Origin of the sequence: uncultured Sulfitobacter sp., from assembly GCF_947502895.1 — a bacterium.
In the GTDB taxonomy this organism is placed as follows: Bacteria; Pseudomonadota; Alphaproteobacteria; order Rhodobacterales; family Rhodobacteraceae; genus Sulfitobacter.
In genome coordinates this window covers 341100-364746 of record NZ_CANNBM010000002.1, presented here as the reverse complement: position 1 = coordinate 364746, position 23647 = coordinate 341100, and the positions used below count along the sequence as shown (strand labels likewise).

21 protein-coding genes are annotated in these 23647 nt (G+C 57.3%); 15 read left to right on the top strand and 6 right to left on the bottom strand.

Going from position 1 to position 23647, the window contains the following annotated elements; genetic code table 11:
* Positions 1–125: 125 nt before the first annotated feature.
* Positions 126–413 (top strand): hypothetical protein, encoded by a 288-nt coding sequence (locus Q0903_RS09775; protein ID WP_299414909.1) that lies wholly within the window; start codon positions 126–128, stop codon positions 411–413.
* 107 nt (positions 414–520) lie between these two features.
* Complete coding sequence (locus tag Q0903_RS09770; protein WP_299029463.1) at positions 521–1120, top strand: superoxide dismutase; 600 nt, start codon at positions 521–523, stop codon at positions 1118–1120.
* A gap of 152 nt (positions 1121–1272) precedes the next feature.
* On the opposite strand, the gene Q0903_RS09765 is transcribed toward Q0903_RS09770, so the two are convergent.
* Positions 1273–1839 (bottom strand): TIGR00730 family Rossman fold protein, encoded by a 567-nt coding sequence (locus Q0903_RS09765; RefSeq protein ID WP_299414908.1) that lies wholly within the window; start codon positions 1837–1839, stop codon positions 1273–1275.
* A 123-nt stretch (positions 1840–1962) separates the two neighbouring features.
* Here Q0903_RS09765 and Q0903_RS09760 point away from each other — a divergent pair, with 123 nt between their 5' ends.
* Both Q0903_RS09760 and Q0903_RS09755 read left to right on the top strand, forming a co-directional pair.
* Positions 1963–3171 carry a LysM peptidoglycan-binding domain-containing protein gene (locus tag Q0903_RS09760; protein WP_299414907.1) on the top strand — a complete coding sequence of 403 codons (1209 nt, stop codon included), beginning with the start codon at positions 1963–1965 and terminating at the stop codon, positions 3169–3171.
* A gap of 56 nt (positions 3172–3227) precedes the next feature.
* A complete protein-coding gene (locus Q0903_RS09755) occupies positions 3228–5090 on the top strand; it encodes an ABC transporter ATP-binding protein/permease (RefSeq protein ID WP_299029471.1) in 1863 nt (620 codons plus the stop codon).
* A 125-nt stretch (positions 5091–5215) separates the two neighbouring features.
* Here Q0903_RS09755 and Q0903_RS09750 read toward each other — a convergent pair whose 3' ends face one another.
* The 3 genes from Q0903_RS09750 to Q0903_RS09740 form a co-directional block, all read right to left on the bottom strand.
* Entirely contained in the window at positions 5216–5677 is a 462-nt protein-coding gene (locus tag Q0903_RS09750) for a DUF302 domain-containing protein (RefSeq protein WP_299414905.1), read from the bottom strand.
* Positions 5678–5768: 91 nt separating this feature from the next.
* Positions 5769–9602 carry an efflux RND transporter permease subunit gene (locus Q0903_RS09745; protein WP_299414903.1) on the bottom strand — a complete coding sequence of 1278 codons (3834 nt, stop codon included), beginning with the start codon at positions 9600–9602 and terminating at the stop codon, positions 5769–5771.
* Positions 9599–10831 (bottom strand): efflux RND transporter periplasmic adaptor subunit, encoded by a 1233-nt coding sequence (locus Q0903_RS09740; protein WP_299414901.1) that lies wholly within the window; start codon positions 10829–10831, stop codon positions 9599–9601. The genes Q0903_RS09745 and Q0903_RS09740 overlap by 4 nt, the downstream gene beginning before the upstream one ends.
* Before the next feature lie 244 nt (positions 10832–11075).
* Here Q0903_RS09740 and Q0903_RS09735 point away from each other — a divergent pair, with 244 nt between their 5' ends.
* From Q0903_RS09735 to der, 3 genes are all read left to right on the top strand, one after another.
* Positions 11076–11759 carry a hypothetical protein gene (locus Q0903_RS09735; RefSeq protein ID WP_299414900.1) on the top strand — a complete coding sequence of 228 codons (684 nt, stop codon included), beginning with the start codon at positions 11076–11078 and terminating at the stop codon, positions 11757–11759.
* A gap of 81 nt (positions 11760–11840) precedes the next feature.
* Positions 11841–13214, top strand: coding sequence for a PQQ-binding-like beta-propeller repeat protein (locus tag Q0903_RS09730; RefSeq protein ID WP_366141490.1), 1374 nt, complete (start codon positions 11841–11843; stop codon positions 13212–13214).
* A gap of 79 nt (positions 13215–13293) precedes the next feature.
* Positions 13294–14766, top strand: a complete 1473-nt coding sequence (gene der / locus Q0903_RS09725; RefSeq protein WP_299414898.1) for a ribosome biogenesis GTPase Der — start codon at positions 13294–13296, stop codon at positions 14764–14766.
* Positions 14767–14792: 26 nt separating this feature from the next.
* Here der and Q0903_RS09720 read toward each other — a convergent pair whose 3' ends face one another.
* Positions 14793–15509: a hypothetical protein gene (locus Q0903_RS09720; protein WP_299414896.1), complete on the bottom strand. Its 717-nt coding sequence runs from the start codon at positions 15507–15509 to the stop codon at positions 14793–14795.
* A gap of 63 nt (positions 15510–15572) precedes the next feature.
* On the opposite strand from Q0903_RS09720, the gene Q0903_RS09715 reads away from it, so the two are divergent.
* Positions 15573–16769, top strand: a complete 1197-nt coding sequence (locus Q0903_RS09715) for a DUF2235 domain-containing protein (RefSeq protein WP_299414895.1) — start codon at positions 15573–15575, stop codon at positions 16767–16769.
* 27 nt (positions 16770–16796) lie between these two features.
* Here Q0903_RS09715 and serS read toward each other — a convergent pair whose 3' ends face one another.
* Positions 16797–18089 (bottom strand): serine--tRNA ligase, encoded by a 1293-nt coding sequence (gene serS, locus Q0903_RS09710; RefSeq protein WP_299414893.1) that lies wholly within the window; start codon positions 18087–18089, stop codon positions 16797–16799.
* Between the two features lie 214 nt (positions 18090–18303).
* On the opposite strand from serS, the gene yajC reads away from it, so the two are divergent.
* Genes yajC through ccmB form a run of 7 tightly spaced genes read left to right on the top strand, consistent with a single transcriptional unit; the run spans position 18304 to position 23615 of the window.
* Positions 18304–18582 (top strand): preprotein translocase subunit YajC, encoded by a 279-nt coding sequence (gene yajC / locus Q0903_RS09705; protein ID WP_299029499.1) that lies wholly within the window; start codon positions 18304–18306, stop codon positions 18580–18582.
* A 32-nt stretch (positions 18583–18614) separates the two neighbouring features.
* Positions 18615–20264 carry a protein translocase subunit SecD gene (gene secD, locus Q0903_RS09700; RefSeq protein WP_299414891.1) on the top strand — a complete coding sequence of 550 codons (1650 nt, stop codon included), beginning with the start codon at positions 18615–18617 and terminating at the stop codon, positions 20262–20264.
* Position 20265: 1 nt separating this feature from the next.
* Complete coding sequence (gene secF / locus Q0903_RS09695) at positions 20266–21234, top strand: protein translocase subunit SecF (RefSeq protein ID WP_299029505.1); 969 nt, start codon at positions 20266–20268, stop codon at positions 21232–21234.
* Positions 21227–21982, top strand: a complete 756-nt coding sequence (locus Q0903_RS09690; protein ID WP_299414889.1) for a sulfite exporter TauE/SafE family protein — start codon at positions 21227–21229, stop codon at positions 21980–21982. The genes secF and Q0903_RS09690 overlap by 8 nt, the downstream gene beginning before the upstream one ends.
* Before the next feature lie 3 nt (positions 21983–21985).
* Entirely contained in the window at positions 21986–22339 is a 354-nt protein-coding gene (locus tag Q0903_RS09685) for an Mth938-like domain-containing protein (RefSeq protein ID WP_299414887.1), read from the top strand.
* 5 nt (positions 22340–22344) lie between these two features.
* Complete coding sequence (gene ccmA / locus Q0903_RS09680; protein ID WP_299029513.1) at positions 22345–22962, top strand: heme ABC exporter ATP-binding protein CcmA; 618 nt, start codon at positions 22345–22347, stop codon at positions 22960–22962.
* Complete coding sequence (ccmB, locus tag Q0903_RS09675; RefSeq protein WP_299029515.1) at positions 22959–23615, top strand: heme exporter protein CcmB; 657 nt, start codon at positions 22959–22961, stop codon at positions 23613–23615. The genes ccmA and ccmB overlap by 4 nt, the downstream gene beginning before the upstream one ends.
* Positions 23616–23647: the final 32 nt, after the last annotated feature.

The window sequence follows — 23647 nt, the reverse complement described above, 5'->3', positions numbered from 1 at the left end:
TGCTACGCCGTGCCTTGCTTGCCTCGTTTCTTGTTTCGACTCTTGCTGCTCCTGTCGCGGCAAAAGGGGTGCTTTATGATTGTGACTTGAAAGCCAATCGGGCCATGGGGTGGGTTTCAAACAAAATGGCGTTTGTTTTTGATGGCAAAGGCGATGTGCAGATCGTGGATAGCGTGGTGCTGCATTATGTCGGCAATCCTGTTCCCGCGCGGGTGCGGCGGACAGGCGATGTGGCGCGCTTGAACTGGACGCTTTCAGGAGCGGTCGACAGGGTAGGGCAGATCATTCCGACAATCAGCTATAGTGCCAAGTTGGATCTGAAAAAGCTGACGGTCGAGGTTTTGGCAAAGCCAGCAAGGTTTCCACAGCGTTTCACTGGCAAAGGGCGCTGCACCCAGCGCAAGAACCGCTAGACCTTCCACACACTTCGGCGGAATAATGCACATGCCAGCACTTGACGCGGCCGCTTTGCGCGCTTCATGTGCAACAGACCAATTCAACTTTTGAGGAGACATCCGAGATGGCTTTTGAACTTCCCGATCTTCCATATGCCCACGACGCCCTTGCATCCAAAGGGATGAGCGCCGAGACGCTGGAATTCCACCATGACAAGCACCACAACGCCTATGTCGTAAACGGCAACAAGGCGATTGAGGGCACCGAATGGGCGGGCAAATCTCTCGAAGAGATCATCAAAGGCACGTATGATGCATCAAGTGTTGCGCAGAACGGTATCTTTAACAACATCAGCCAGCTGTGGAACCACAACCAGTTCTGGGAAATGATGGGGCCAGGCGCGTCTTCTATGCCAAGCGAGTTGGAAAAAGCGCTGGTCGAGAGCTTTGGCTCGGTCGACAAATTCAAGGATGAGTTCAAGGCAGCGGGCGCAGGTCAGTTCGGCTCTGGTTGGGCATGGCTGGTAAAAGATGCAGATGGTGGTTTGAAAGTGACCAAAACAGAGAACGGCGTAAACCCGCTCTGCTTTGGCCAGACAACACTGTTGGGCTGCGATGTGTGGGAGCATTCCTATTACATTGATTTCCGCAACGCGCGCCCTGACTATCTGACCAACTTCCTCGACAACCTCGTAAACTGGGAAAACGTCGCCTCGCGTATGTAATGCTCAGAGGGGCTTTTCCAGCACAATACGCAAGCCGGGAAAGTCCTATGACGCAGACAGCGGGCGAAAGCTCACTTAGACGGCACTGATATGAAAAGCCCCGCAGGATAGTCCAGCGGGGCTTTTTCGTGTCAGCACGCTATCGCGTTCTCTTATGTGGACCGATTGCTGTCCAACACGGTTAGAACGCTCTGCGCATCGGGAACCCATGTTAAAAAATCCAACAGGCTTTTATCTGCAAACCCGTGGTCTGCAACATGATTCAACAATTGTTGTAGAGGATCCCAATAACCGTTGATGTTGAGAATGATGATGGGTTTGTCGTGCAGGCCCAACTGCCGCCAAGTGAGCACTTCGAACAGCTCGTCCAGTGATCCGGCCCCACCTGGGAGAACCACTACAGCGTCGCAGTTCATGAACATTACCTTTTTGCGCTCGTGCATGGTTTCGGTGACGATATAGGTCGTCAGGTCGGTTTTACCGACTTCCCAATCCACCAGATGTTGCGGGATAACGCCAAAGGTATCGCCGCCTGCATCTTGTGCTGCCCGCGCGACATTTCCCATCAGGCCCACATCTCCGGCACCGTAGACCAAACGCCAGCCGTTCGCGGCGATACCTTTGCCTACAGCATGGGCAGCTTTTGTGAATTCGGGATCATCGCCCGCGCGTGATCCGCAAAAGACGCAGACAGATTTCAGGGGGGTAGGTGCCGACATAGGGAACTCCTGCATCACATTTGAGAAAAGATGGTCTTCACGGATTGGTATTTTGACCCCTGTTACAGCCTTCGCTACAAAGGCTCAACGCGGGTGATGGCCGTGGCTATAGGGATTTTCGGCATGAGCAAGATTTTGGCAAGTCTTGGAGGGAACACAGGCGCGGTTGTCGCGGGGGGCGGCATGGTCGTAGCGTTGGCGGTTGGCGCGTATATCGGGTTCGGTTCGCAAAGCGGTACAGCACCTGCTGACGCCATACCAGAGCCGCTCACAGCTACAGCGCTAACGCAGCAATCGACAAGTGAGCCTTTGACCAAAGCAGAGCCCGAGACCGAGCCCCAGCCCGAGGCCGCAGTTGCGATCGCGCCTCAAGCTCCTAAATTTGATGAGCTACGCCGCGAAACGGACGGGACGACAATTATCGCTGGCCGCGCCGAGCCGTTGAGCGAAGTTGCGATAATCGTTGACGGAACAGAAGTCGCGACGACGACTGCAGACAGCAGCGGCGGCTTTGCCGCGATTACAACGCTGCCACCCAAAGACACGGCACAGATCGTCAGCCTGTCATCGCAAAACCTTGATGAGGGCGAGCAAGCTACTGTATCTTTGGACGAAATTATTCTCGCTCCTTCTGTCGTGCCTAGTGTAACGCCCCAACCGCAAGAGGTTGAGCCTGCGCCGCCGGCTGTCACTACTGAAACCGACGACGCCACGGAAGCTGATGAGGCCAGCGAAATTGCCGAAGCACCGACCAAGGCAGTTGCGGAGCCAGAGGCGGCGCCGACTGTCGCACAAGAGCCCGCGCGTATCGCGGTTCTGAAATCCGACGAAGACGGCGTGCGCCTGCTCAATGCGCCCAAGCCCGAGGCGATGACATCTGTCGCGCTGGATACAATCGGATATTCCGAAGCGGGTGATGTGCAGCTGTCAGGGCGTGCCCAGCCCGATACGGCGCGGGTGCGGGTTTATCTGGACAACCGCTCTGTCATTACGCTGCCGGTTGATGCGCAGGGCCGCTGGCGCGGTGATCTGCCCGATGTGGACGAAGGGGTGTATACGCTGCGTGTGGACGAGGTAAGCAGCGGTGGTGATGTGAGCAGCCGTGTCGAGACGCCGTTCAAACGCGAATCTGCCGAAACGCTGGCGCAAGCGGCCAGCAATGAAGGCCCGATTAAATCAATCACTGTGCAGGCGGGTGCAACACTCTGGGCTATTGCGCGGGACCGTTATGGCGATGGGACGCTGTATCTGCGGGTGGTCGAAGCGAATGCCGCGAGTATTCGGGACCCCGATCTGATTTATCCCGGACAGGTGTTTGATTTGCCGAACTAAGGTGGCCCTTTGCGGGCAATCGTCCTATATCAAGGGACTACCGCATAGGAATACACATGTCTGCCGAAACACCTGCCTCTGCCGCCAAGTCCAGCGGCGAAACTGCATCCGGAAAACCAGCACTGACCGAAGAAGAGATCGCGACCGAGCAGGAGCGGCAATCCTCCATGCGGGTGCTGCGCAAAGTCGCGCCCTATCTATGGCCTGATGATATGCCATGGGTGCGCAAGCGGGTTGTCTGGGCGCTGATTGTGCTTGTGTTGTCCAAGGTTGTTGTTGTTGCCACGCCGCAATTTTATCGTGGTGCAGTTGATGCGCTGGCAGAAGAGGGCGTCTCGATGCTGGCGCTGGGGGCCATTGGCCTAACGGTTGCCTACGGAATGGCGCGTCTGATGGGGGTTGGTTTTCAACAGCTACGTGACGCGATCTTTACCCGCGTGGCACAGCGTGCCCTGCGTATGCTGGCGCTGGAAACATTCAACCACATCCATCACTTATCCATGCGCTATCACATTACCCGCAAGACAGGCGGGTTGAGCCGGATCATCGAGCGGGGCGTAAAGGGTGTGGAGTTTCTGCTGCGGTTTTTGCTGTTCAGTATCGGGCCCCTGATACTGGAGCTTTTGCTGATCGGGATCATCCTGACCATCCAGTTCAACGCAAGCTACATGCTGGTGGTTGCAGTAACGATTGCCTTCTACGTCTGGTTTACCTTTGCCGTGACCGAATGGCGGGTCAAACTGCGCCGCCAGATGAACGATCAGGACACGGATGCGAACCAAAAAGCCATCGACAGCCTGCTAAACTATGAAACCGTAAAGTATTTCGGCGCCGAAGCCCGCGAGGCTGCGCGCTATGACAAGGCGATGGAAGGGTATGAGGAAGCTGCGATCAAGACCAATTATTCGCTCGCTTTCCTGAACTTTGGCCAAGCGGTGATTATCACCTGTGGTCTCATCGCAGTAATGATCATGGCAGCTGTTGGCGTGCAGAATGGCACACTGACCGTAGGCGAATTTGTTATGATCAACGCCTACATGATCCAGATCACTGTGCCGCTGAACTTCCTTGGCACGGTCTACCGCGAAATCCGCCAAGCACTTGTCGACATGGGTCAAATGTTTGACCTGCTCGAACAGCCGTCCGAGATATCAGACAAGCCAAACGCGCCTGATCTGAATGTCACTGGTGGCGAAATCAAGCTGGAGAATGTTCGTTTTGGCTATAACCCTGACCGCGAAATCCTCAAAGGCGTGACCCTGACGGCCAAGCCGGGCGAGATGATTGCGATTGTAGGATCAACAGGGTCGGGTAAATCAACGATCGGGCGGTTGTTGTTCCGGTTTTATGATGTGCAGGCGGGCAGTCTTTCGATTGACGGGCAGGACGTGCGGGATGTTACTCAAAATTCGCTTCACCGTCAGATCGGCGTGGTGCCGCAGGATACGGTACTGTTCAATGATACCATCGGCTATAACATCGCCTATGGCCGCGATGGCGCGACCCAAGCGGATATCGAGGGCGCTGCAAAGGCCGCTCAAATCCATGATTTCATCGCGGCGCTGCCAGAAGGGTATGACACGGCGGTGGGCGAGCGGGGACTGAAGCTGTCAGGGGGAGAAAAGCAGCGGGTCGGCATTGCTCGGACACTGCTCAAAGATCCGCCGATCTTGTTGTTGGACGAGGCGACGAGCGCGCTGGATAGTGAGACAGAGCATGAAATACAGGATGCGCTGCGCCGTGCGGGCCAAGGACGCACAGTGTTGACGATTGCCCATAGGCTGAGCACGGTAGCCGAGGCAGACCTGATTGTGGTGCTGGAAAAAGGTGAGGTGGTCGAGCAGGGCACCCATGATGATCTGCTGCTTAAGGATGGCCGCTATGCCCAACTGTGGCATCGCCAGCAAGCGGAAGAATAAGCACTGCAAAACCGTGACTGATCTGAATGACAGGCAGGCCCTTCGGGACCTGCCTGATTTCGTTTTTCTGGGCGCGATTGCCGCCCTGCCGCGGCATTGGACGCCACGTAGATGCGGCCTTGCCGTTACTCGGCGGCGATGGCTTTGCTGGTGAGTTTGTCTAATGCGCCTGTCATCATCTGGAGATATTTCGCTTCTTCAGGGAGGCTGTGTTCTTGGGCGAGGTTGGCAGGCGCGTGATAGGTCACATGCACGACGCCTTCACTATCTGCATAGGCCAGAACCCGCAGCGGCAGATCAAGGCCAGCTGTTTGCGCGTCTTGCATCGCGGGTGTTCCAAGTTTGGGATTGCCAAAGATCAAAAGCTGGGTAGGGCGCAGCTCCATCTCCACTGACTTTGCCCCTGCTGCATGATCTACACGCGCAAATACGGTTGCACCGGCACCTGTGACAGCCGCTTCGAGCCGGTCCATTGTGACCGAAACGGAATGGGGGCTGGTTTTCTCGACCATATCGGCAAGTGCTGCCATAGGGGTGGCGGCTGTAAGGGCGGCGGCAGTTGTAAGGCTCAGGATGTGGCGCAACATTCGGGTATTCCTTTGATTTGACATATGCATAGCATAAGGCCCCCCGCACAGGATACGAGGGGCCAAATTCTCACAAGGGAGTGATGCGGCGTTACTCTGCCGGTGTGGGGGCAGGTGCTTGCCTGTCCAGCATCTCTTCGCTCCAGATCAGCTCTCCCGTGCCAGAGCGGCGGGCGTTGCGTTGCAGGGCCCAATCCCGTGCAGCACGGCTTGCTCGGCCCATAGACATGCGCGCCAGAAGGCGGGCAATCCACATGGCATAGGTCGCAGCCCAAACGCGAATGGCCAACAAGGAAGGGGTCACGATGAGGGTCAGCACCGTTGCCACGCCAAGCCCGAACACAACCGCAGTCGCCAGCTGTTTCCACCACAAGGCAGTCGGGCTGTCGATTGTATAGCCGCCTTCGGCAAAGTTGAGCGACAATCCGAACATCATGGGCGCGAGCCCCGCCATTGTGGTGATCGTGGTCAGCAAAACAGGCCGTATGCGCGCTTGTGCGGTGCGGATGATCGCTTCGATCCGCGGCATGTACTGGCTGAACTCCTGATAGGTATCGATCAGGATGATGTTATTGTTCACCACAATGCCCGCAAGCGCCACAATCCCTGTCCCTGTCATGATGATCGAGAAGGTCTGATCCATGACAAGCATCCCGATCAGGACACCCGTAGTGGAAAGTACTACAGCAATCAAAACCAGAACCGCATTGTAGAAAGAATTGAACTGCGCCAGCAAGATGATGAACATCAAGCCCAAAGCGGCAGTGAAGGCTGAACTCAGGAAAGCTTGGCTTTCGGCCTGATCCTCCTGATCGCCTGTCCATTCATATGTGACGCCATCGGGCAATTCAGCCGTATCTACCCATTTTGAGATCTCGGCAATCCGCTCGTTTGCGTTGACGGGCACCAGTCGCAGGGCTAGCTGGTCGTATTCGGCCTGAATGTTCAAACCATCAGCCAGTTCAGTGCGGTCAGTCAGTTTGAACTTTTCGCCGTCGATGGTGGTGAAATCTGCATCCTGTCCAGCGGGGCGCAGGGTGGCAACTGTTTGATCCACCATTTCACCCGCGTCGTTGCGTGTGCTTTTCACAACCTTCATCAAGCCCGGCGTCACGTCTGCCTTCACGTCCATATAGCGCTTTTGATCGATGCGGCTGATCTCGGCAAGTTTGGGAACGGGGGTTCGCGTGATAAAGTTTGACAGCGGTACCAGCCCGTCGCGGGTGCGAACCTTTAGCGTGTCGAGCGTGGAGAGCAGTCTGTCTTCCTCTGGCAGACGCACGCGGATTTCAATCTCTTCGTCAGAGCTGTCAACGCGCATTGTATCCAGCAACAGGCCACGTGTGACCAGCTGTACCATGGCACCCACACTAAGAACATCAGCGCCGTACTGGCCTGCTTTTTCCACGTCTACGTCGATCTGCCAATCAATGCCGGGCAGGGGGCGCGTGTCTTCGATCAGGGTCAGGCCAGGTACGGTATCAAATTTCGCGCGCGCGATTGCCGTGGCCTCTACGAGGTCATCAAACCGGTCCGATTTGAAGCGAAGGTGTACGGGCTTGCCCGACGCAGGGCCGCGATCAAGCGAGAGAACTTCAATGCGTATCCCCGGAATTGCGATGAGCTGCTCTGTCAACTCGGCAATGACAATATCACCGTCAAGCTCGGGTTGGAGGGCGCGATCCTCCCAAGGGATTGTCTCGAACTGGATCTGCCCGATCAGATCCTTGGGGGCCTGGGACCCGCCGGTGTTGCTGTCCAGCCCGCCCTCACCAGCAAACGCAAACGCGGTGGCAATGCCGGGGTGGTCCAGCACCACCTGTTCAGCCTGACGCAATATATCGTCTTTTTCGTTCAACGACATGTTCCCGCGCGCCAGCACATAGACAATCGCCTGTTCGGGCTCTGATTCCACAAAGAACTCGACACCTTTCGAGTTGTTGGAAAAGAAAATAAGCGTGGTGCCAACGAACACAAACACAACGCCGCACATGACCAGCGGCATAACAGGATTGCCTGTAATCGCTTCAATCACGCGGCCAAAGGCGGAGCGTTGATACCCCGAAAAGATGCGGTCGGGGGCGCGGCGAAACAGGCGTGACGCAAGCCAGCGACCGAATTTGCCCATACGCGTTAACACTGCAAAAAGCGCCAGCAAAAACAGCATGAAGCCGGCCAGCGCCAAGAGCAGCACAGCAATCGCAATCAATACAAGCCCGAATACGGTCGCGAACGTCGGAATGACCGACGTCAGCAGGTCAAGCCCGTCCATCGCGCCGAATTGCATACCGATCCAGCCAAAAAGCGGTGCGGAGACACCCGGCGCAGGCGGGGCCAACAGGGACAGCGCAGGAAAGATCATCACAAAAGCAGCGGGGAACAATAGCAGGTGCAGATACCATGGCAGAGAGGCAATCCGCTCCATATTTGCTGCCATCCATTGCTCCAGCCGCCCTGTGACGCCGCCCATTACGGGCAGGTACACCAATGCGACCACCAGCGAAGCAGAGAGAACGAAGATCAGCGTCACTGGCAGCATGCCCATAAACTGTCCGGGCACGCCGGGCCAGAAAAGCATCGGCAGGAAGGCGCACAGCGTTGTTGCGGTGGAGGAAATCACGGGCCAGAACATGCGTTTCGCGGCCTCGACGTAAGCCTGCATCGGGCCAGATCCCTTTTGCTGCTGCTGGTCTGCGTATTCGACCACAACAATCGCGCTGTCTACCAACATGCCGACGGCCAGAATGAGGCCGAACATCACAATGTTCGAAATCGAGATACCCATGAGCGCAAGGAAGGCAAAACACAAAAGAAACGAAGTGGGGATCGCAAAGCCGACCAACAATGCCGCACGGATACCCAAAGCGGCCAATACCACAATCATAACAAGTGCAATCGCGGTAAACACAGAGCCCAAGAGCTGCTGCACCATACTGTCAACAACGCGGCTTTGGTCGTTGGAGGTACCGACTTTTACAGCTGTTTTCAATTCTTCCGGCCATTGGGAGGCGCGTTCTTCAACGAGAATTTTTACAGCGCTTGCTGTCTCGATCAGGTTAAACCCCTTTCGCTTGACCACCTGTAAAGCGACCGAAGACTGGCCGTCAAAACGGGCAGTGCCAAGCCGATCTTCGAATGTGAGGTGGATCTCAGCAAGATCACCAAGCGTCACAACGCGGTCGCCGTTTGTTTTCACAGGCAGGTTGTAGACATCGCGTGGCTCGTCAAAGCTCGACGGGATTTTCACGGCGAAAGAGCCGTTGTTGCTTTCTATCTCACCCGCAGCAATCAGCTGGTTGTTGTTCTGTACGGTGGTGATCAGCTCGTTCGCCGTCACGTCGTAGGCTTCAAGCTTGAGCGGGTCGATCAAAACCTCCAGCATCTCGTCACGGTTGCCCGCGATACCTGCCTCCAGCACGGCGTCTAGACCTTCCAGATCATCCTGCAACTGCTTGGCGTACCGCGCCATTGTCCGTTCCGGCACAGGACCCGTAAGGTTCACGATAATAATCGGAAATTCGGAAAAGTTGATCTCGTTGATCGAGTAGGTCTCGGCGCCTTCGGGGAACTGCGCCTCTGCGGTGCCCATAGCATCGCGCACATCGGCGATGATAGCGGTCTTGTCCCAACCAAATTCGAATTCCAGCGCCAGACCTGCATAGTTTTCTGCAGCAGTGCCGGTCATGGTTTTTAAACCGTCCAGATCGCTAAGCTCTGTCTCCATGGGTTTGAGCAGGAGTGTCTCGGAATCTGCCGCAGAAATACCGGGGAAAGGAACAGAGACAAACAATGCCGGAATTTCGATGTCGGGCTCACCCTCTTTCGGCAGGGTGGTATACGCATATGCGCCGACAATCAGGCTGAGCAGAATGAACGCCAGAACCATGCGGGCGCGTGATGCTGCCCAGTCAACGATACCCGTCATTGTGTTACCTCACGCTGCGTCGGGGCCACTTCGACGCCCTCGACCACATATTCCTGACCCACGACAATCACATTCGCCTCCGCAGGAAGGCCGGTCACCCAAACACCCTGCACGGTATCGCGTACCAATTGCACTTCGGCGAATTGTACGATGTTTCCTTCACCTACCAGACGCAGGCCCAACGTGCCCTCGTCATCCAGCGTTAGTGCGCTCTGCGGCACCAGATGTGCCTGTGCGCCATCCGCCGCGATGAGTATTTCTGCGGTCTGGCCATCACGAATTTTCAAATCGGGGTTCGGGACTTCGATTTCGACCAAAAAGGTGCGTGTCTGCGGATCGGCAGATCGCGACAGGAATGTAACCCGTCCTTGTACATCACCGCCTCCAGCAGCCAAGCGCGCTCCGGCTGTGGCGCCGACCTCGACACGGTTGACGTCAGTTTCGGGAACATATCCTACAATCTTTATGGGGTTCAGCTGGATAACAGTCGCGCAAAGCGCGCCTGGTTGTAAAAGAGACCCCAGTTCTGCGGTGTCACTTTCCAGCAATCCGTCAAATGGTGCTTTGATGACCAAACGCTCAAGCTCGGCTTGCGCGCCAGCAACCGCTGCCTGCGCAGCCTCGATGCCAGAGCGCGCGGCGTTCAGCCCCGATAGAGCCGAGCTTACACCCGCTTCGGCTGTCGCAACAGCGGCGTCCGAGCTTGCCAGACGGGTGGTAGAGGCGAACCCGTCCGCGTTGAGCCGGGAAGACGCGTTTTGGTTGATCTTCGCTTCATCCAGCCTTGCGCGGGCTTCTTGCACCCGCGCTTCGGCCTCTGGCACGCGCGATTGTGCTTCGGTTTGCTGCGCACGGGCCTGTTCAAGTGCTGCGCGGCGGGTGCCTTCGTCAAGGCGGCACATGATCTGGCCTGCCTCGATCCTCGCGCCCTTGCGCAGCGGCTCTGACACAACAACAGCCGATGTTTCAGCGCGCACATCGACTTGTCTGGCGGCAGCCGTTTGTCCGCGTAACAGCACAGCACTGTCGATCCCTTGGGCTGTCAGTTTTTGCGCAACCACTTTGACTTTGCGATCGGAAACAGGTGCTGCAACCGTGGGCGTTTCAGGTACGGTTTCCGCTGCTGACGCATCTACGCCAAACCAACCCAGCAGGGTAGGCCGCTCCAGAATTGCCATGTACATAAACGCCGCAAGCGCGATCGCAGCCAGAATTGGGAAAATACGCATATTGTGCCTCGTCAAAAGAGCGTGGTCGCGCAACACAAGCGGAGCGCCGATGGACCGTCACGTGTGTATGTAGTGCATCAAAAGTGAACTGCCCAGTTCAGAATTGAAATTTTTTGCTAACTCACACTGGTATTTTGCCTATCTGCGATCTTGTTGGGTAGCACGGGGCAGGCGGCTTGGGTCTTGGCTTGCTCCTACTGCTTCGTTAAGAGGGGGAAAACCCATTGGCAAAGGCCCCATCCCGATGAGCAATAGCGACGGATTTATCGAAGAAGTCACAGAAGAGCTGCGCCGCGATCAGATGCTGGCGAAGCTTAGGAAATATGGCTGGATTGCTGTTTTGGCGGTTTTGTTGCTGGTTGGTGGCGCTGCGTTCTCCGAGTACCGCAAGGCACAGGCGCGCGCGCAGGCCGAAGGGTTGGGCGATGCGATGCTAGGCGCACTGGAAAGCGATGATCCCGCAGCCCGTGTTGCAGCCTTGGAGGCGATTGAGGCACCATCGACCCAGACCGCATCCGTTCTGGCGCTGCTCACCGCATCCGAGCAGTTGGCCGCCGATGATCTGGAAGGCGCGGTCGCGAACCTTGATGCTGTGGCCGTTAACGGTGATATTCCGCAGGTCTACCGCCAGATTGCGCAATTCAAATCATTGACCCTGCAAGCCGAGACACTGGATGCAAATGCACGCAAGCAGGGGTTTGAGGCGTTGGGCGCCGCAGGCGGTAGCTTGCGCCTTATGGCGCAAGAACAACTGGCGCTGATCGCTATTCAGGAAGGCGACGTTCCCGCCGCGATTGGTATCTATCAGGGTGTGTTGGACGATGCACAGGTCACACCGGACTTGCAACAGCGTGCATTGCAGGTGATTGTAGCATTGGGTGGAGAGCCTGACCTGTCAGGTGCTCTACTGGATGACAGTGACGGATAAAGATGCCGCCCGAACAGGCACCGCACAGACGGGTATTCGAGAATAACCTTCGGGTAAGATGCAGACCAGAGTGAGCAGGCAATGACACATATGACCCTCCCGACCGATGCAAAGCGCGTAGTGCGCCCGCGCATGATGCTGCTGGGCCTTTTGGGCGCCGCCACGTTTTTGACGGCCTGCGCTGAGCCTGATATTATTCTCCCTGGTCAGCGTGAAGATGTCCGCTCGGTCCTGCAAGACCCGTTTGAGGCTGAGACAGATCAGGCAGCCTTCGCAGGAAACCAGAGCCGCGCAATCTCTCTCCCTGCGGCGCGGGCGAACACGAATTGGACCCACACCACCGGCAGCCCTGCAACACGCGTAAGCCACCCTGCATTGGGTGGCACGCTCACGCTGGCGTGGTCTGCCGATATTGGCGAGGGCGACAGCCGCAAGCACCGGATCACCGCCGACCCTGTTGTATCGGGGAGCCGCATTTTCACGCTTGATGCCCAGTCCCTTGTTACGGCGACATCTACGTCGGGTGCCACGCTTTGGCAGGTCAATGTGCGTCCTGCCCGCGATCAGGCTGGCGACGCCACGGGCGGCGGGCTGGTTGTGGCGGGGGACACTGTTTATGTCTCGCTCGGGTTTGGTGTCTTGGCTGCCTTGGATGCCAGTACAGGGGCCACACGCTGGACCCAGCAATTGGATGCAAGCGGTTCGGGTACGCCAACGGTTTCGGGTGGTTTGGTCTATGTAACTGCAGGCGATAACACGGGCTGGGCCGTCAATCGCAAAGACGGCACTGTCGAATGGCAGGTCGGCTCGTCAGGCGACACAAACAACGTGCTGGGTGCGCCTGCACCAGCTTTGACAGACGATCTTGCGATTTTCGCCTTCGGTTCTGGTGAAGTGCAGGCGGTTTTCCGCCAAGGCGGATTGAACCGGTGGGACGCATCCGTGCTGGGCAAACGCGCCGGTCGCGCGCTGAGCAATGTGTCGGATGTGACAGCACCACCAGTCGTTTCTGGCAACCGTGTTTATGTTGGCAATCAGTCGGGTCGCATCGCAGCACTCGATCTCGCATCTGGCGCACGTATCTGGTCGGCCCGCGAAGGGGCAATTGGGCCTGTATGGCCTGTCGGAGGCAGTGTATTCGCTGTAAGTGATCTGAACGAGCTGATGCGCCTTGATGCGTCGGACGGCTCGAAAATATGGGGTGTGGCCCTGCCAAACTTCACCGAGCGCAAACCGAAAAGGCAAAGCCGCGTTGTGCCACACCACGGCCCGATCGTGGCTGGCGGCCGTGTGATTGTCGCGTCCGGTGACGGAGCATTGCGCAGCTATAGCCCGACCAATGGCGCGCTCACCGCGTCGGTCGAGATACCGGGTGGCGCAACTTCCGCGCCCGTCGTGGCTGGTCGGACGCTCTATGTTGTCTCGGCAAAAGGCCAATTGCTGGCCTACCGCTAGGGCGCAGACGCGACAGGGCTTTCGCCGCAGCGCAGTTTGCGTTATGGCGCGTGTCTAACGCTGTCTCCGGAGCCTTTGCATGTCTTTCACCCTCGCCATTGTGGGCCGCCCTAATGTGGGCAAATCCACGCTGTTCAACCGTCTTGTGGGCAAACGTCTTGCCCTTGTGGACGATCAGCCCGGTGTAACGCGCGATCTGCGCGAAGGGGCCGCGCGGCTGGCCGATCTACGCTTTACTGTCATTGACACGGCCGGTCTGGAAGAAGTCACAGATGACAGCCTTCAAGGTCGTATGCGCCGCTTGACCGAGCGCGCGGTGGATATGGCCGACATATGTTTGTTTATGGTGGATGCCCGCGTGGGTATTACGCCGTCTGATCTGGTATTCGCTGAAATTCTGCGCAAACGCTCTGCCCATGTGATCCTAGCGGCGAACAAAGCCGAAGGTAACGCTGCCGAAGCGGGTGTGCTTGAGGCCTATTCGTTAGGTCTTGGGGAGCCAGTGCGCCTTTCGGCCGAGCATGGCGAGGGTTTGACCGATCTCTATTCGATCCTCATGCCGCTGGCTGATGGTTTTGCCGAGCAGCGCGAAGACGACTCACCCGAGGTTGATGTCGATCTTAGTGAAGAAGAAGGCGATGACATGGAGGCTGTGCCCGTCCCGACGCGCGCAAGGCCCATGCAGGTTGCTGTTGTCGGGCGTCCGAATGCGGGTAAATCCACGCTGATCAACCAGATCGTCAAGGAAGACCGGCTGTTGACGGGCCCCGAAGCCGGCATCACCCGCGATGCGATCTCGCTTATCACTGAATGGGAAGACGTCCCGATGCGTATCTTTGATACGGCGGGTATGCGCAAAAAGGCCAAAGTTCAGGAAAAGCTGGAGAAACTCAGCGTTAGCGATGGTTTGCGTGCGGTGAAATTCGCGGAAGTTGTTGTGGTTCTGCTGGATGCGGAAATTCCTTTTGAACAACAAGATTTGCGCATCGCTGATCTGGCCGAGCGTGAGGGCCGTGCAGTCGTGATTGCTGTCAACAAGTGGGACGTGGAAGAAGACCGTCAAGGCAAGCTGAAAGAACTCAAAGAGAGTTTTGAACGCTTGCTGCCGCAGTTGCGTGGCGCGCCGCTGATTACGGTATCAGCCAAAACGGGCAGGGGGCTGGACCGCTTGCACCAAGCGATCATGCGCGCCTATGAAATGTGGAACCGCCGCGTGACCACGGCTCAACTGAACCGTTGGCTTGCAGGTATGATGGAGGCGCATCCGCCCCCCGCGCCGCAGGGCAAGCGCATTAAGATGCGCTACATGACCCAAGCAAAAACACGGCCCCCCGGATTTGTGGTAATGTGTAGCCACCCTGATAAGGTGCCAGCCAGCTACAGCCGCTATCTGGTGAACGGTTTGCGCATTGATTTCGACATGCCCGGCACACCTATCCGATTGTGGATGCGCGGCCAGTCGGATGCCAACCCCTACAAGGGACGCAAGAAGGCGGCCCCGTCAAAGCTGCGCAAACACATTGGCAGTAATCGCAATGACGGTAGCCGCTGAGCGCGAGTTTTTCGGAAAAAATTCTGTTACCCGCTCTGGTCTGCGCGCCAAGCTTTGAATGTTGGCATCAGCAGTGCAAGCGCGCCGCCAGCTGCCAGGGCAGCGACCGTGCTGTTGCTGCCCAGATTATGCACCACCACAGCCACCAGCGCCCAGATGACAGCAATACCGTATGTCGGTGTGCGGGCCAGTTGGCTCTGCACTGCGGAGGCGATGACCAGCGCAAGGAACACAGCCGCCAGCGCGGCCGTGCTTGCATCCATATAACCATAGCCTGCTGCCAGTAGCCCAAGCGAAACACAAGACGCGGCACTCAGCCAACCGGCGTAGAGGCCCAAAGGCAGCGCCGCGAACCAGTTGTCCTCTCGCGGACTGCGAAACAGCGCGATCAAGGCGCTGATCAACATGACCCAGATCAAAACCGATGCCCAGACGGGGCTGACCAAAGCGACACTAAGCCAAGCTGTGCCAACGCCAAGCGATACGATCAACGGCAAACGCATGGGGTGCCAGGTCGCCTCTGCGCGCCGCGCCCAGAGGCCAAAGCCCATACCGACCAGTAGCCACAGATAGATTATTCCCCAGATCGCAAAGGCATAGCCTGCGGGTTGCACGGGTGGGTCCACCTGAGGGACAGGAAACTGCTCTGGGTCAAAGCCGCCAAATTCATCCGCCAGAAACGGCGAGACGGCAAAGGTGACTGTCAGAATAAACACGAAAATTGCGGCTGCGGTACGTGACATGGGGACCTTTCTGGTCAAAACTGGTTCTCCATCCGCGAGGTATTGCACAAAGGAATTTTGCCAATGGCACGGATCGCTATTTTTTGCGACGGTACATGGAACAGTCCGACAATAAAACAGCCCACCCACGTGGTTCGCCTGTTTGAAAAGACCAACAGCACGAATGCCCAACACACCCGTTATTTCGAAGGGGTTGGCACAGGCGTAAACACCGCAGGCTTCTTTGGGAAATCCCTGATGAAGATTGGTGGCGGTGCATTTGGTTGGGGGCTCAATGACAATATCAAGCACGCCTATGCCGCGCTGTGCGAGCAGTACGAGGCGGGCGACGAGATTTTCATTTTCGGATTTTCGCGTGGTGCCTACACCGCACGCTCTCTCGCAGGAATGATCCGTAAATGCGGGATTGTTGCAGATCCTACCCCCGAGGCCCTGAACACGGCGTTCAGGCTTTATCGCAAGCCGGGGCTTGAAAACCATCCTGACGCGCTGCACATCTTGCAAGCCCGCCGCAGGCTCAGCCCCCGCTTTGCCACATCGCGCGCTGATATGGATTGGCGGACTGTGACGCCTTGGCAGAACGACCCCGCCCAAATGCACCGCATTGATATCGCTTATCTTGGCATCTGGGACACGGTAGGCTCGCTGGGGATACCTGCGCCTTTGCTGGGGCCCGTCGCGAACCTCTGGAACAGCAAATATCGTTTTCACGACACGATGCTCAGCTCGATGGTGCGGGCAGCGCGGCACGCGGTGGCGTTGGATGAACGGCGGGTGTTCTACCGCCCCGCGCTATGGGATAATCTGGAGGCGTCGCGCGATGACGAGGGGCTGAACAAGGGCGACAGGACCGAGGCGCGGCCTTATCAACAGGTCTGGTTCACAGGTACCCATGCCATCGTTGGTGGCTCCGCGCCCAAAGCGCGGGCGCTCACGGGGCAGTCCTTGCAGTGGATCGCCGAGGGCGCACAGGCTGCGGGGCTGGAGATTGATATGGATGATCTGCTGGATCGCGCACCCGATCCCATGGCAAACAGCCATACGCTAAACCAGCCACCGTGGCTTTATACTGTTGCAGGTAATCTGCTGAAATGGCGCAAGGGGCCAGGCCACCCGATTGATCTGCACCCCAGTGCGGATCAGCGCGTCAAAGGGCGCAGGGATTATCGCCCCCGTTCACTCCGGAACTTGATGCCTGATTTGTTTGGCGACACGCCACCGCCACAACCGCCGCGCCCAAGGGAAGAGCCGGGGCGCTAGCCCCGACCCCCATTCTGCTGCGTCCTATCAGGCCAGTATTCCACCTGCAGTAAGTGTTGTCTTGCCGCCCAAGTAGGGTGCAAGCACCTCGGGAAGTACAACGCTGCCGTCTTCTTGTTGTCCGTTCTCAAGCACGGCGATCAGGCAGCGCCCTACGGCAAGACCCGACCCGTTGAGCGTATGCACGAACTGCGGCTTGCCGCCGCCTTCGGGCTTGAACCGCGCATTCATGCGGCGGGCCTGAAAATCACCAGTGGTCGAGACCGAACTGATCTCGCGGTAGGCGTTCTGGCCAGGCAGCCAAGCCTCGATGTCATAGGTGCGCCGTGCGCCAAAGCCCATATCGCCAGTGCATAGAATGACAGTGCGGTAGGGGATGCCGAGCTTTTCCAATATCCCCTCGGCACAGGCCAGCATGCGCTTTTGTTCTGCGTCCGATTCCTCGGGCAGGGTGATGGAGACCATTTCGACCTTTTCGAACTGGTGCTGGCGCAGCATGCCCGATGTGTCGCGGCCCGCGCTACCCGCCTCTGAGCGAAAGCAAAGCGTGTGCGCGGTCATGCGGCGGGGCAGGTCAGACGCATCAAGCGTATCGCCTGCAACTGTATAGGTCAGCGGCACTTCAGAGGTCGGGACCAGCCACATGCCTTCTTCCGTGCGGTAGCTGTCTTCGCCGAATTTAGGCAACTTGTCCGTGCCATACATCGCCTCGTCACGAACAAGCACGGGAGAGTTCACTTCCGTCAGGCCGTTTTCATCTACATGGGTGTCCAGCATGAATTGCGCCAATGCGCGGTGGATGCGGGCCACACCGCGCTTGAGCATAACAAATCGTGCGCCCGATGTTTTGGCCGCCGTTTCGAAATCCATCGAGGCTGCTACACTGTCGAGATCGAAATGCTCTTTCGGGGCGAAAGCAAAGTTGGGCACATTGCCCCAACGCTTCACTTCGATGTTGTCGGCTTCGTCTGCGCCGTCTGGCACATCATCCGCAGGGCTGTTGGGAATACGGGCAAGCATATCGGTAAGCTGTGCATCCAGTTCCTTCGCTTCGGCCTGCATGGCGGCGACTTCGGCTTTTTTGTCGGACACGAGTGCGCGCAAACGCTCGAATTCAGCATCATCGCCTTTGGCTTTCGCCGCGCCCACCTGTTTCGAGGCGGCGTTCTGATCAGCCTGAGCAACCTCTGCCGCCTGGATTTTGGCGCGCCGCGCTGTATCGAGCGTCAAAATCTGGGAGGACAAAGCCGCATCGCCGCGCCGCGCAAGGGCGGCGTCAAAAGCATCGGGGTTATCGCGTATGGCACGAATGTCATGCATCTGTCTGTCCTCATTTAGATGAATCGCTGACGCGTTATGGCCGATTATTCGCGCGCCCGATAGTGGGTCGTCGGGGAGGGGCGCAAAACTTGCCAGAAGGAGCCGTTTTGCGCAGTGGGGTGCCTTGCAAACCTGCGGTGCCGCGCATAGGTTCTGCCAAAATCAGAGCTCGGGTGAACGTCCCCGCGCTGCGCACATTAAAGGACCACACCCCATGTCAGGCATCGAGCAATTCATCCCGCTGATCCTTATCTTCGCGATCATGTATTTCCTGCTGATCCGTCCGCAGCAAAAAAAGCTCAAGGATCATCAGGCGATGGTCGCAGCTTTGCGTCGTGGCGATCAGGTGATTACCCAAGGTGGTATTGTCGGCAAGGTTGTCAAAGTCAAAGATGACGGCGAGCTTGAAGTCGAGATCGCTGATGGCGTGAAAATTCGCGTGATCCAGTCCACGATCGCCACCGTGATCAACAAGACCGAACCAGCCAAGTAACCCTCTCTACGGCTAAGACAAAGGCGGGCGATATGCTCCAGATATCCATATGGAAACGCATCGCCATCTGGCTGACCTGCGCGGTTGGCCTGTTCTTGGCTATGCCCAATGGCTTTTACACAGTGGTCGAAGGCCACAATGACGCGGTCAAAGAGATCGAGCTGTCCGGCTCCACGCCCGAGTTGGAAGCGCAGCGGGCGTTGTGGCCCGATTTTCTGCCGAATGGCTTGGTCAATCTAGGCCTTGATCTGCGCGGCGGTGCGCATCTGCTGGCCGAAGTGCGTGTTGAGGACGTTTATGCCGCCCGCCTTGAGGCGATGTGGCCCGAAGTGCGCGATAGCCTGCGCGGTCTGACTGCTGTTCGCCGCCAAGATGCGGTTGCAGGTGAGTTGAAAGTCAGGCTGAACGATGCAGACAAGATGGGCGAAGCGATGCAGATCGTGCGCGGTCTTGCGCAACCCGTGCAAACCCTGACAGGGGCAGGGGCCAATGACATCGAAGTGTCGGGTGATAGTGGTATCATTACCGTTGTGCTGTCCGAGGCTGAGAAAAGCGCCACTGACGAGCGGACGATGCAGCAATCGCTGGAGATTATCCGCCGCCGTATCGATGAGGTCGGCACGCGTGAGCCGACGATCCAGCGACAAGGTACCAAACGTATCCTCATTCAGGTGCCCGGCATCGGATCTGCCGCCGAACTGAAAGAGATTATCGGGACCACGGCGCAATTGACATTCAACCCTGTGGTGCGCCGCACCACAGACGGGGCCGCCAGCCCCGGTATCGGCAACAAATCCGTTCCTTCGCTGGACGAGCCAGGCCTTTTTTACGTGATTGAGAGCGCGCCCGTTGTCACGGGTGAAGAACTGGTCGACGCGCAGCCCAGCTTTGACCAGAACGGCGGGCCTGCGGTCAGTTTCCGGTTTAACACTACGGGTGCACGGAAATTTGGGGACTATACAGCTGAAAACATCGGTTCACCGTTCGCCATCATTCTGGATGACGAGGTTGTCAGCGCGCCTACTATCCAAAGCCATATTCCAGGTGGCTCGGGCATCATCACAGGCAATTTCAACGTCGAGGACTCTACACGTCTTGCGGTGCTGCTGCGCGCCGGTGCTTTGCCCGCCAAACTGGACTTTCTCGAAGAGCGCACAATCGGACCAGAACTGGGTCAGGACAGCATTGATGCAGGCAAGATCGCGACGATCGTTGCCTTCTCGCTTGTGCTGTTTTTCATGTTCGCCAGCTATGGCTTGTTTGGCCTGTTCGCCAATATCGCCCTTGTCATTAACGTGGCCCTGCTGTTCGGATTGCTTAGCCTAATTGGCGCCACGCTGACCCTACCGGGGATTGCGGGGATTGTCCTGACGGTCGGTATGGCTGTTGACGCCAACGTACTGATCTTTGAGCGTATTCGCGAGGAGTTGCGTACTGCCAAAGGGCCTGCGCGCGCCATCCAGCTCGGATATGAAAAGGCACTCTCTGCGATTCTGGACGCAAATATCACCACTTTCATTACAGCGGTGATCTTGTTTGCCATGGGGTCGGGTCCTGTGCGGGGCTTTGCGATCACGCTGGGCCTTGGTATTCTCACGTCGGTCTTTACGGCGATCTTTGTAACACGTCTGATTGTGGTGATCTGGTTCGAACGCCGCCGTCCCAAAACGATTGAGCTTTGATATGCGCCTGAGACTTGTCAAACAGGATACGAATTTTGATTTCTTCACCCGTTGGAAGATGTGGTTGGGTATTTCGGCCGTCATGGTTGTCGTGGCACTGGCATCGTTTATGTATCAGGGCCTGAATTTCGGCATCGACTTTCGCGGCGGCACGACCATCCGTACAGAAAGCCCGCTGCCTGTAGATGTGGCGCAATACCGCGATGCAATCGCTGTTCTGGAGCTCGGAGATATCTCGATCACCGAAGTGTTCGATCCGCAGTTCCGTGAGGACCAGAATGTTGCAATGATCCGTATTCAGGCCCAAGACGGACAGGAAGCGGTGACCACGCAGGTGATCGAAACGGTGGAAGGCGCGCTGAAAGAAGTGCGACCTGATATCAAGTTCATCTCGGTCGAATCTGTCGGGCCAAAGGTGTCGGGAGAACTGATCAATACCGCGATCATTGCCGTTGTTCTGGCGATTGGGGCTGTGCTGATCTACATTTGGTTGCGGTTTGAATGGCAATTCGCTGCGGGTGCCGTGCTCGCCTTGATCCACGACGTTGTCCTGACCATCGGTGTTTTTTCGGAGCTGCAAATCAGGTTTGATCTGGCAATCATTGCGGCTTTGCTCACCATCGTTGGATATTCGTTGAACGATACCGTGGTGGTTTTTGACCGGGTGCGTGAGAACCTGCGAAAATACAAAAAACGCCCGTTGAAAGAAGTGCTCAACATCTCGATCAATGAAACGCTAAGCCGGACCTTCATGACATCTGTAACCACTTTGCTGGCGCTGATTGCTTTGTTTGTGCTCGGCGGGGATGTGATCCGTGGATTTGTTTTTGCGATGATCTGGGGCGTTATCGTGGGCACTTACTCCTCGATCTTTGTGGCAACAGCCGCATTGCTGTATTTCGGCGTTAAACGTGATTGGTCCAAGCCTGATGCAAATGCAGGCAATCAATACGCAAACATAGATGCCTGATATACTGGCGTCGGCCCTCGACACCGATGGGCTGATTTGGTTGGTGGCAGCGGTGTTTGTTGCAGGACTGGTGCGCGGTTTCGCGGGCTTCGGCTCGGCCATGATTATCATGCCTGTGGCCAGTACGGTTTTGTCACCTGTAGAGGCGGTTATTTTTCTGATCTGCGCGGAGCTGGTAGGACCGTTACCCAATGCGCCCGCCGCATGGCGCGACGGCGAACCGCGTGAGGTTGGCCTGCTCGTTTTGGGGGCAATCATCGCTTTGCCACTGGGTATCTGGGCGCTCACAACCATGGATGCAACGGTATTTGGCTGGGTTGTCTCAATCGCGGTGATTACTTTGCTTGCACTCACCGTTTCGGGGTGGCGCCTCAAAGGGGCGCTGACAAGGCGCTTGACGGTAACGGCAGGGGCCTTGGGCGGCTTCATGACAGGATTTGCGGGCATTCCAGGGCCGCCTGTCATCATGCTATATATGGCAAGCATGCTGCCTGTTTCTGTGATCCGCGCAAATTTCCTCCTCTATCTTGTGGCACTAGATTTTCTGCTGTTTCCGATGCTCTGGGCACTTGGGCTGATGAATTGGCCAATCGCGTTTCTTGGATTACTCGTGGGTATTCCGAACCTTGTAGCCAATATGCTGGGTGCGCGTCTTTTTGACCCAAACAGAGAGCGTCTTTTTCGCACTGTGGCCTATCTCGTAATCGCGGCATCGGCTATTGTTGGCTTGCCGTTGTGGAAAGGTTAGATCATGCGCCTGAACGAGATTGTGTTTAACGATGCCAAACCAGTTGAGGGATATGGCCCCGGCTTCTTTCGCATTGGTGGTCATGTCATTCAGGGGGCCGTGATTACGTCTCCTTCCGGGACATGCACGTGGTCGGGCTTTGATGATATCACCGCGTTGGAGGAACTTGCTGCCGAGAGCGATGTGATCTTTATCGGTACAGGGGCCGAGATTGCACATCTGCCACGGGGTTTGAGAGAGCAGTTGGAAGCGGCTGGTGTGGGGATCGAGGCGATGGCATCACCCGCAGCCGCACGTACCTACAACGTATTGCTTAGCGAAGGTCGCCGTGTGGCCCTCGCCATGTTGCCGATCTAGCGCTCATGAACCTGCGCCTGACAGACGTTGCCGTGGCACGCGGCGGTATTCCGGTGCTGAGCGATGTGTCGTTCACGCTGGATGCTGGTCATGCGTTGGTGTTGCGCGGGCCGAACGGGTCGGGCAAGACCACGCTATTGCGGACGATTGCAGGCCTGCAACCCGCCCTGTCAGGGCAGATCGATGGTGCCACTGATACTGTGGCTTACGCGGGCCACGCTGACGGGCTAAAGGCGATGTTGTCAGTCTCCGAGAATCTGGGCTTTTGGGCATCGGTATACGGTCAGCGTGCGATTGCTCCTGCACTTGCGGCCTATAAGTTGGACGGGCTGGCTGACCGCCTGACAGGGACACTATCTGCGGGGCAAAAGCGGCGCGCAGGGCTTGCACGGCTTATGGTTACGGGTCGGCCTGTCTGGATTCTGGACGAGCCGACAGTCTCACTTGATACGGACGCAGTAACACTTTTTGCTGATGCAGTGCGCGCGCATCTGGCAGCGGGCGGAATGGCGCTTTTGGCGACACATATTGACTTGGGGCTTGACGCGCAGGTGCTTGATGTCGGACCGCTGCGCGCGCAGTCGGATGCGCTGCATGGTGCCAGTGACGAGGCCTTTCTGTGATCGCGTTGTTGATCCGCGATCTGCGGCTCGCCTTCAGGGCGGGTGGAGGCTTTGGTCTCGGACTTGCGTTTTTCCTGATCCTGGTGGTGCTTGTGCCCTTTAGTGTAGGGCCGCAGAGTGCGCTTTTGGGTACCATTGCACCCGGTATACTTTGGTTGGGTGCGCTTTTGGCCTGTCTCTTGTCACTTGATCGTTTGCTTGCGTTGGATTTTGAGGATGGAACGCTGGACGTGCTTGCCACCGCGCCGCTCCCGCTAGAGGCCGCCTTGGCGGTCAAGGGCCTTGCGCACTGGATCACGACAGGGCTGCCGCTGGTGATTGCTGCCCCGTTTCTGGGGGTGCTCTTGAACCTGCCTCCGGCGGGTTTCGGATGGCTGGTGGTTTCGTTGTTGCTCGGCACGCCTGCTCTGTCGATGATTGGCTGTTTTGGTGCTGCGCTGACAGTCGGGATCAAACGCGGCGGGCTGCTTATGTCGCTGCTCGTTTTGCCGCTTTATGTTCCGACCCTCATTTTTGGGGCCGAGGCCGCGCGTCGCGGGGCCATTGGCATGGCCGTCGAGACACCGCTTTTGCTGCTTGCCGGTATCAGTCTTGGCTCGCTCGCCCTTTTGCCCTTTGCCGCAGCGGCAGCTTTGCGGATGACAATCCGGTGAACGGGGCAGCAGCCCTTGAGCCTTTGACCATG

What these genes read in the sequence shown, in the direction of transcription:
- Q0903_RS09775 (WP_299414909.1), top strand. Translation starts at nt 126, where the DNA reads ATGGCGTTTGTTTTTGATGGCAAAGGCGATGTGCAGATCGTGGATAGC.
- Q0903_RS09770 (WP_299029463.1), top strand. Translation starts at nt 521, where the DNA reads ATGGCTTTTGAACTTCCCGATCTTCCATATGCCCACGACGCCCTTGCA.
- Q0903_RS09765 (WP_299414908.1), bottom strand. Translation starts at nt 1,839, where the DNA reads ATGTCGGCACCTACCCCCCTGAAATCTGTCTGCGTCTTTTGCGGATCA.
- Q0903_RS09760 (WP_299414907.1), top strand. Translation starts at nt 1,963, where the DNA reads ATGAGCAAGATTTTGGCAAGTCTTGGAGGGAACACAGGCGCGGTTGTC.
- Q0903_RS09755 (WP_299029471.1), top strand. Translation starts at nt 3,228, where the DNA reads ATGTCTGCCGAAACACCTGCCTCTGCCGCCAAGTCCAGCGGCGAAACT.
- Q0903_RS09750 (WP_299414905.1), bottom strand. Translation starts at nt 5,677, where the DNA reads ATGTTGCGCCACATCCTGAGCCTTACAACTGCCGCCGCCCTTACAGCC.
- Q0903_RS09745 (WP_299414903.1), bottom strand. Translation starts at nt 9,602, where the DNA reads ATGACGGGTATCGTTGACTGGGCAGCATCACGCGCCCGCATGGTTCTG.
- Q0903_RS09740 (WP_299414901.1), bottom strand. Translation starts at nt 10,831, where the DNA reads ATGCGTATTTTCCCAATTCTGGCTGCGATCGCGCTTGCGGCGTTTATG.
- Q0903_RS09735 (WP_299414900.1), top strand. Translation starts at nt 11,076, where the DNA reads ATGAGCAATAGCGACGGATTTATCGAAGAAGTCACAGAAGAGCTGCGC.
- Q0903_RS09730 (WP_366141490.1), top strand. Translation starts at nt 11,841, where the DNA reads ATGACACATATGACCCTCCCGACCGATGCAAAGCGCGTAGTGCGCCCG.
- der (WP_299414898.1), top strand. Translation starts at nt 13,294, where the DNA reads ATGTCTTTCACCCTCGCCATTGTGGGCCGCCCTAATGTGGGCAAATCC.
- Q0903_RS09720 (WP_299414896.1), bottom strand. Translation starts at nt 15,509, where the DNA reads ATGTCACGTACCGCAGCCGCAATTTTCGTGTTTATTCTGACAGTCACC.
- Q0903_RS09715 (WP_299414895.1), top strand. Translation starts at nt 15,573, where the DNA reads ATGGCACGGATCGCTATTTTTTGCGACGGTACATGGAACAGTCCGACA.
- serS (WP_299414893.1), bottom strand. Translation starts at nt 18,089, where the DNA reads ATGCATGACATTCGTGCCATACGCGATAACCCCGATGCTTTTGACGCC.
- yajC (WP_299029499.1), top strand. Translation starts at nt 18,304, where the DNA reads ATGTCAGGCATCGAGCAATTCATCCCGCTGATCCTTATCTTCGCGATC.
- secD (WP_299414891.1), top strand. Translation starts at nt 18,615, where the DNA reads ATGCTCCAGATATCCATATGGAAACGCATCGCCATCTGGCTGACCTGC.
- secF (WP_299029505.1), top strand. Translation starts at nt 20,266, where the DNA reads ATGCGCCTGAGACTTGTCAAACAGGATACGAATTTTGATTTCTTCACC.
- Q0903_RS09690 (WP_299414889.1), top strand. Translation starts at nt 21,227, where the DNA reads ATGCCTGATATACTGGCGTCGGCCCTCGACACCGATGGGCTGATTTGG.
- Q0903_RS09685 (WP_299414887.1), top strand. Translation starts at nt 21,986, where the DNA reads ATGCGCCTGAACGAGATTGTGTTTAACGATGCCAAACCAGTTGAGGGA.
- ccmA (WP_299029513.1), top strand. Translation starts at nt 22,345, where the DNA reads ATGAACCTGCGCCTGACAGACGTTGCCGTGGCACGCGGCGGTATTCCG.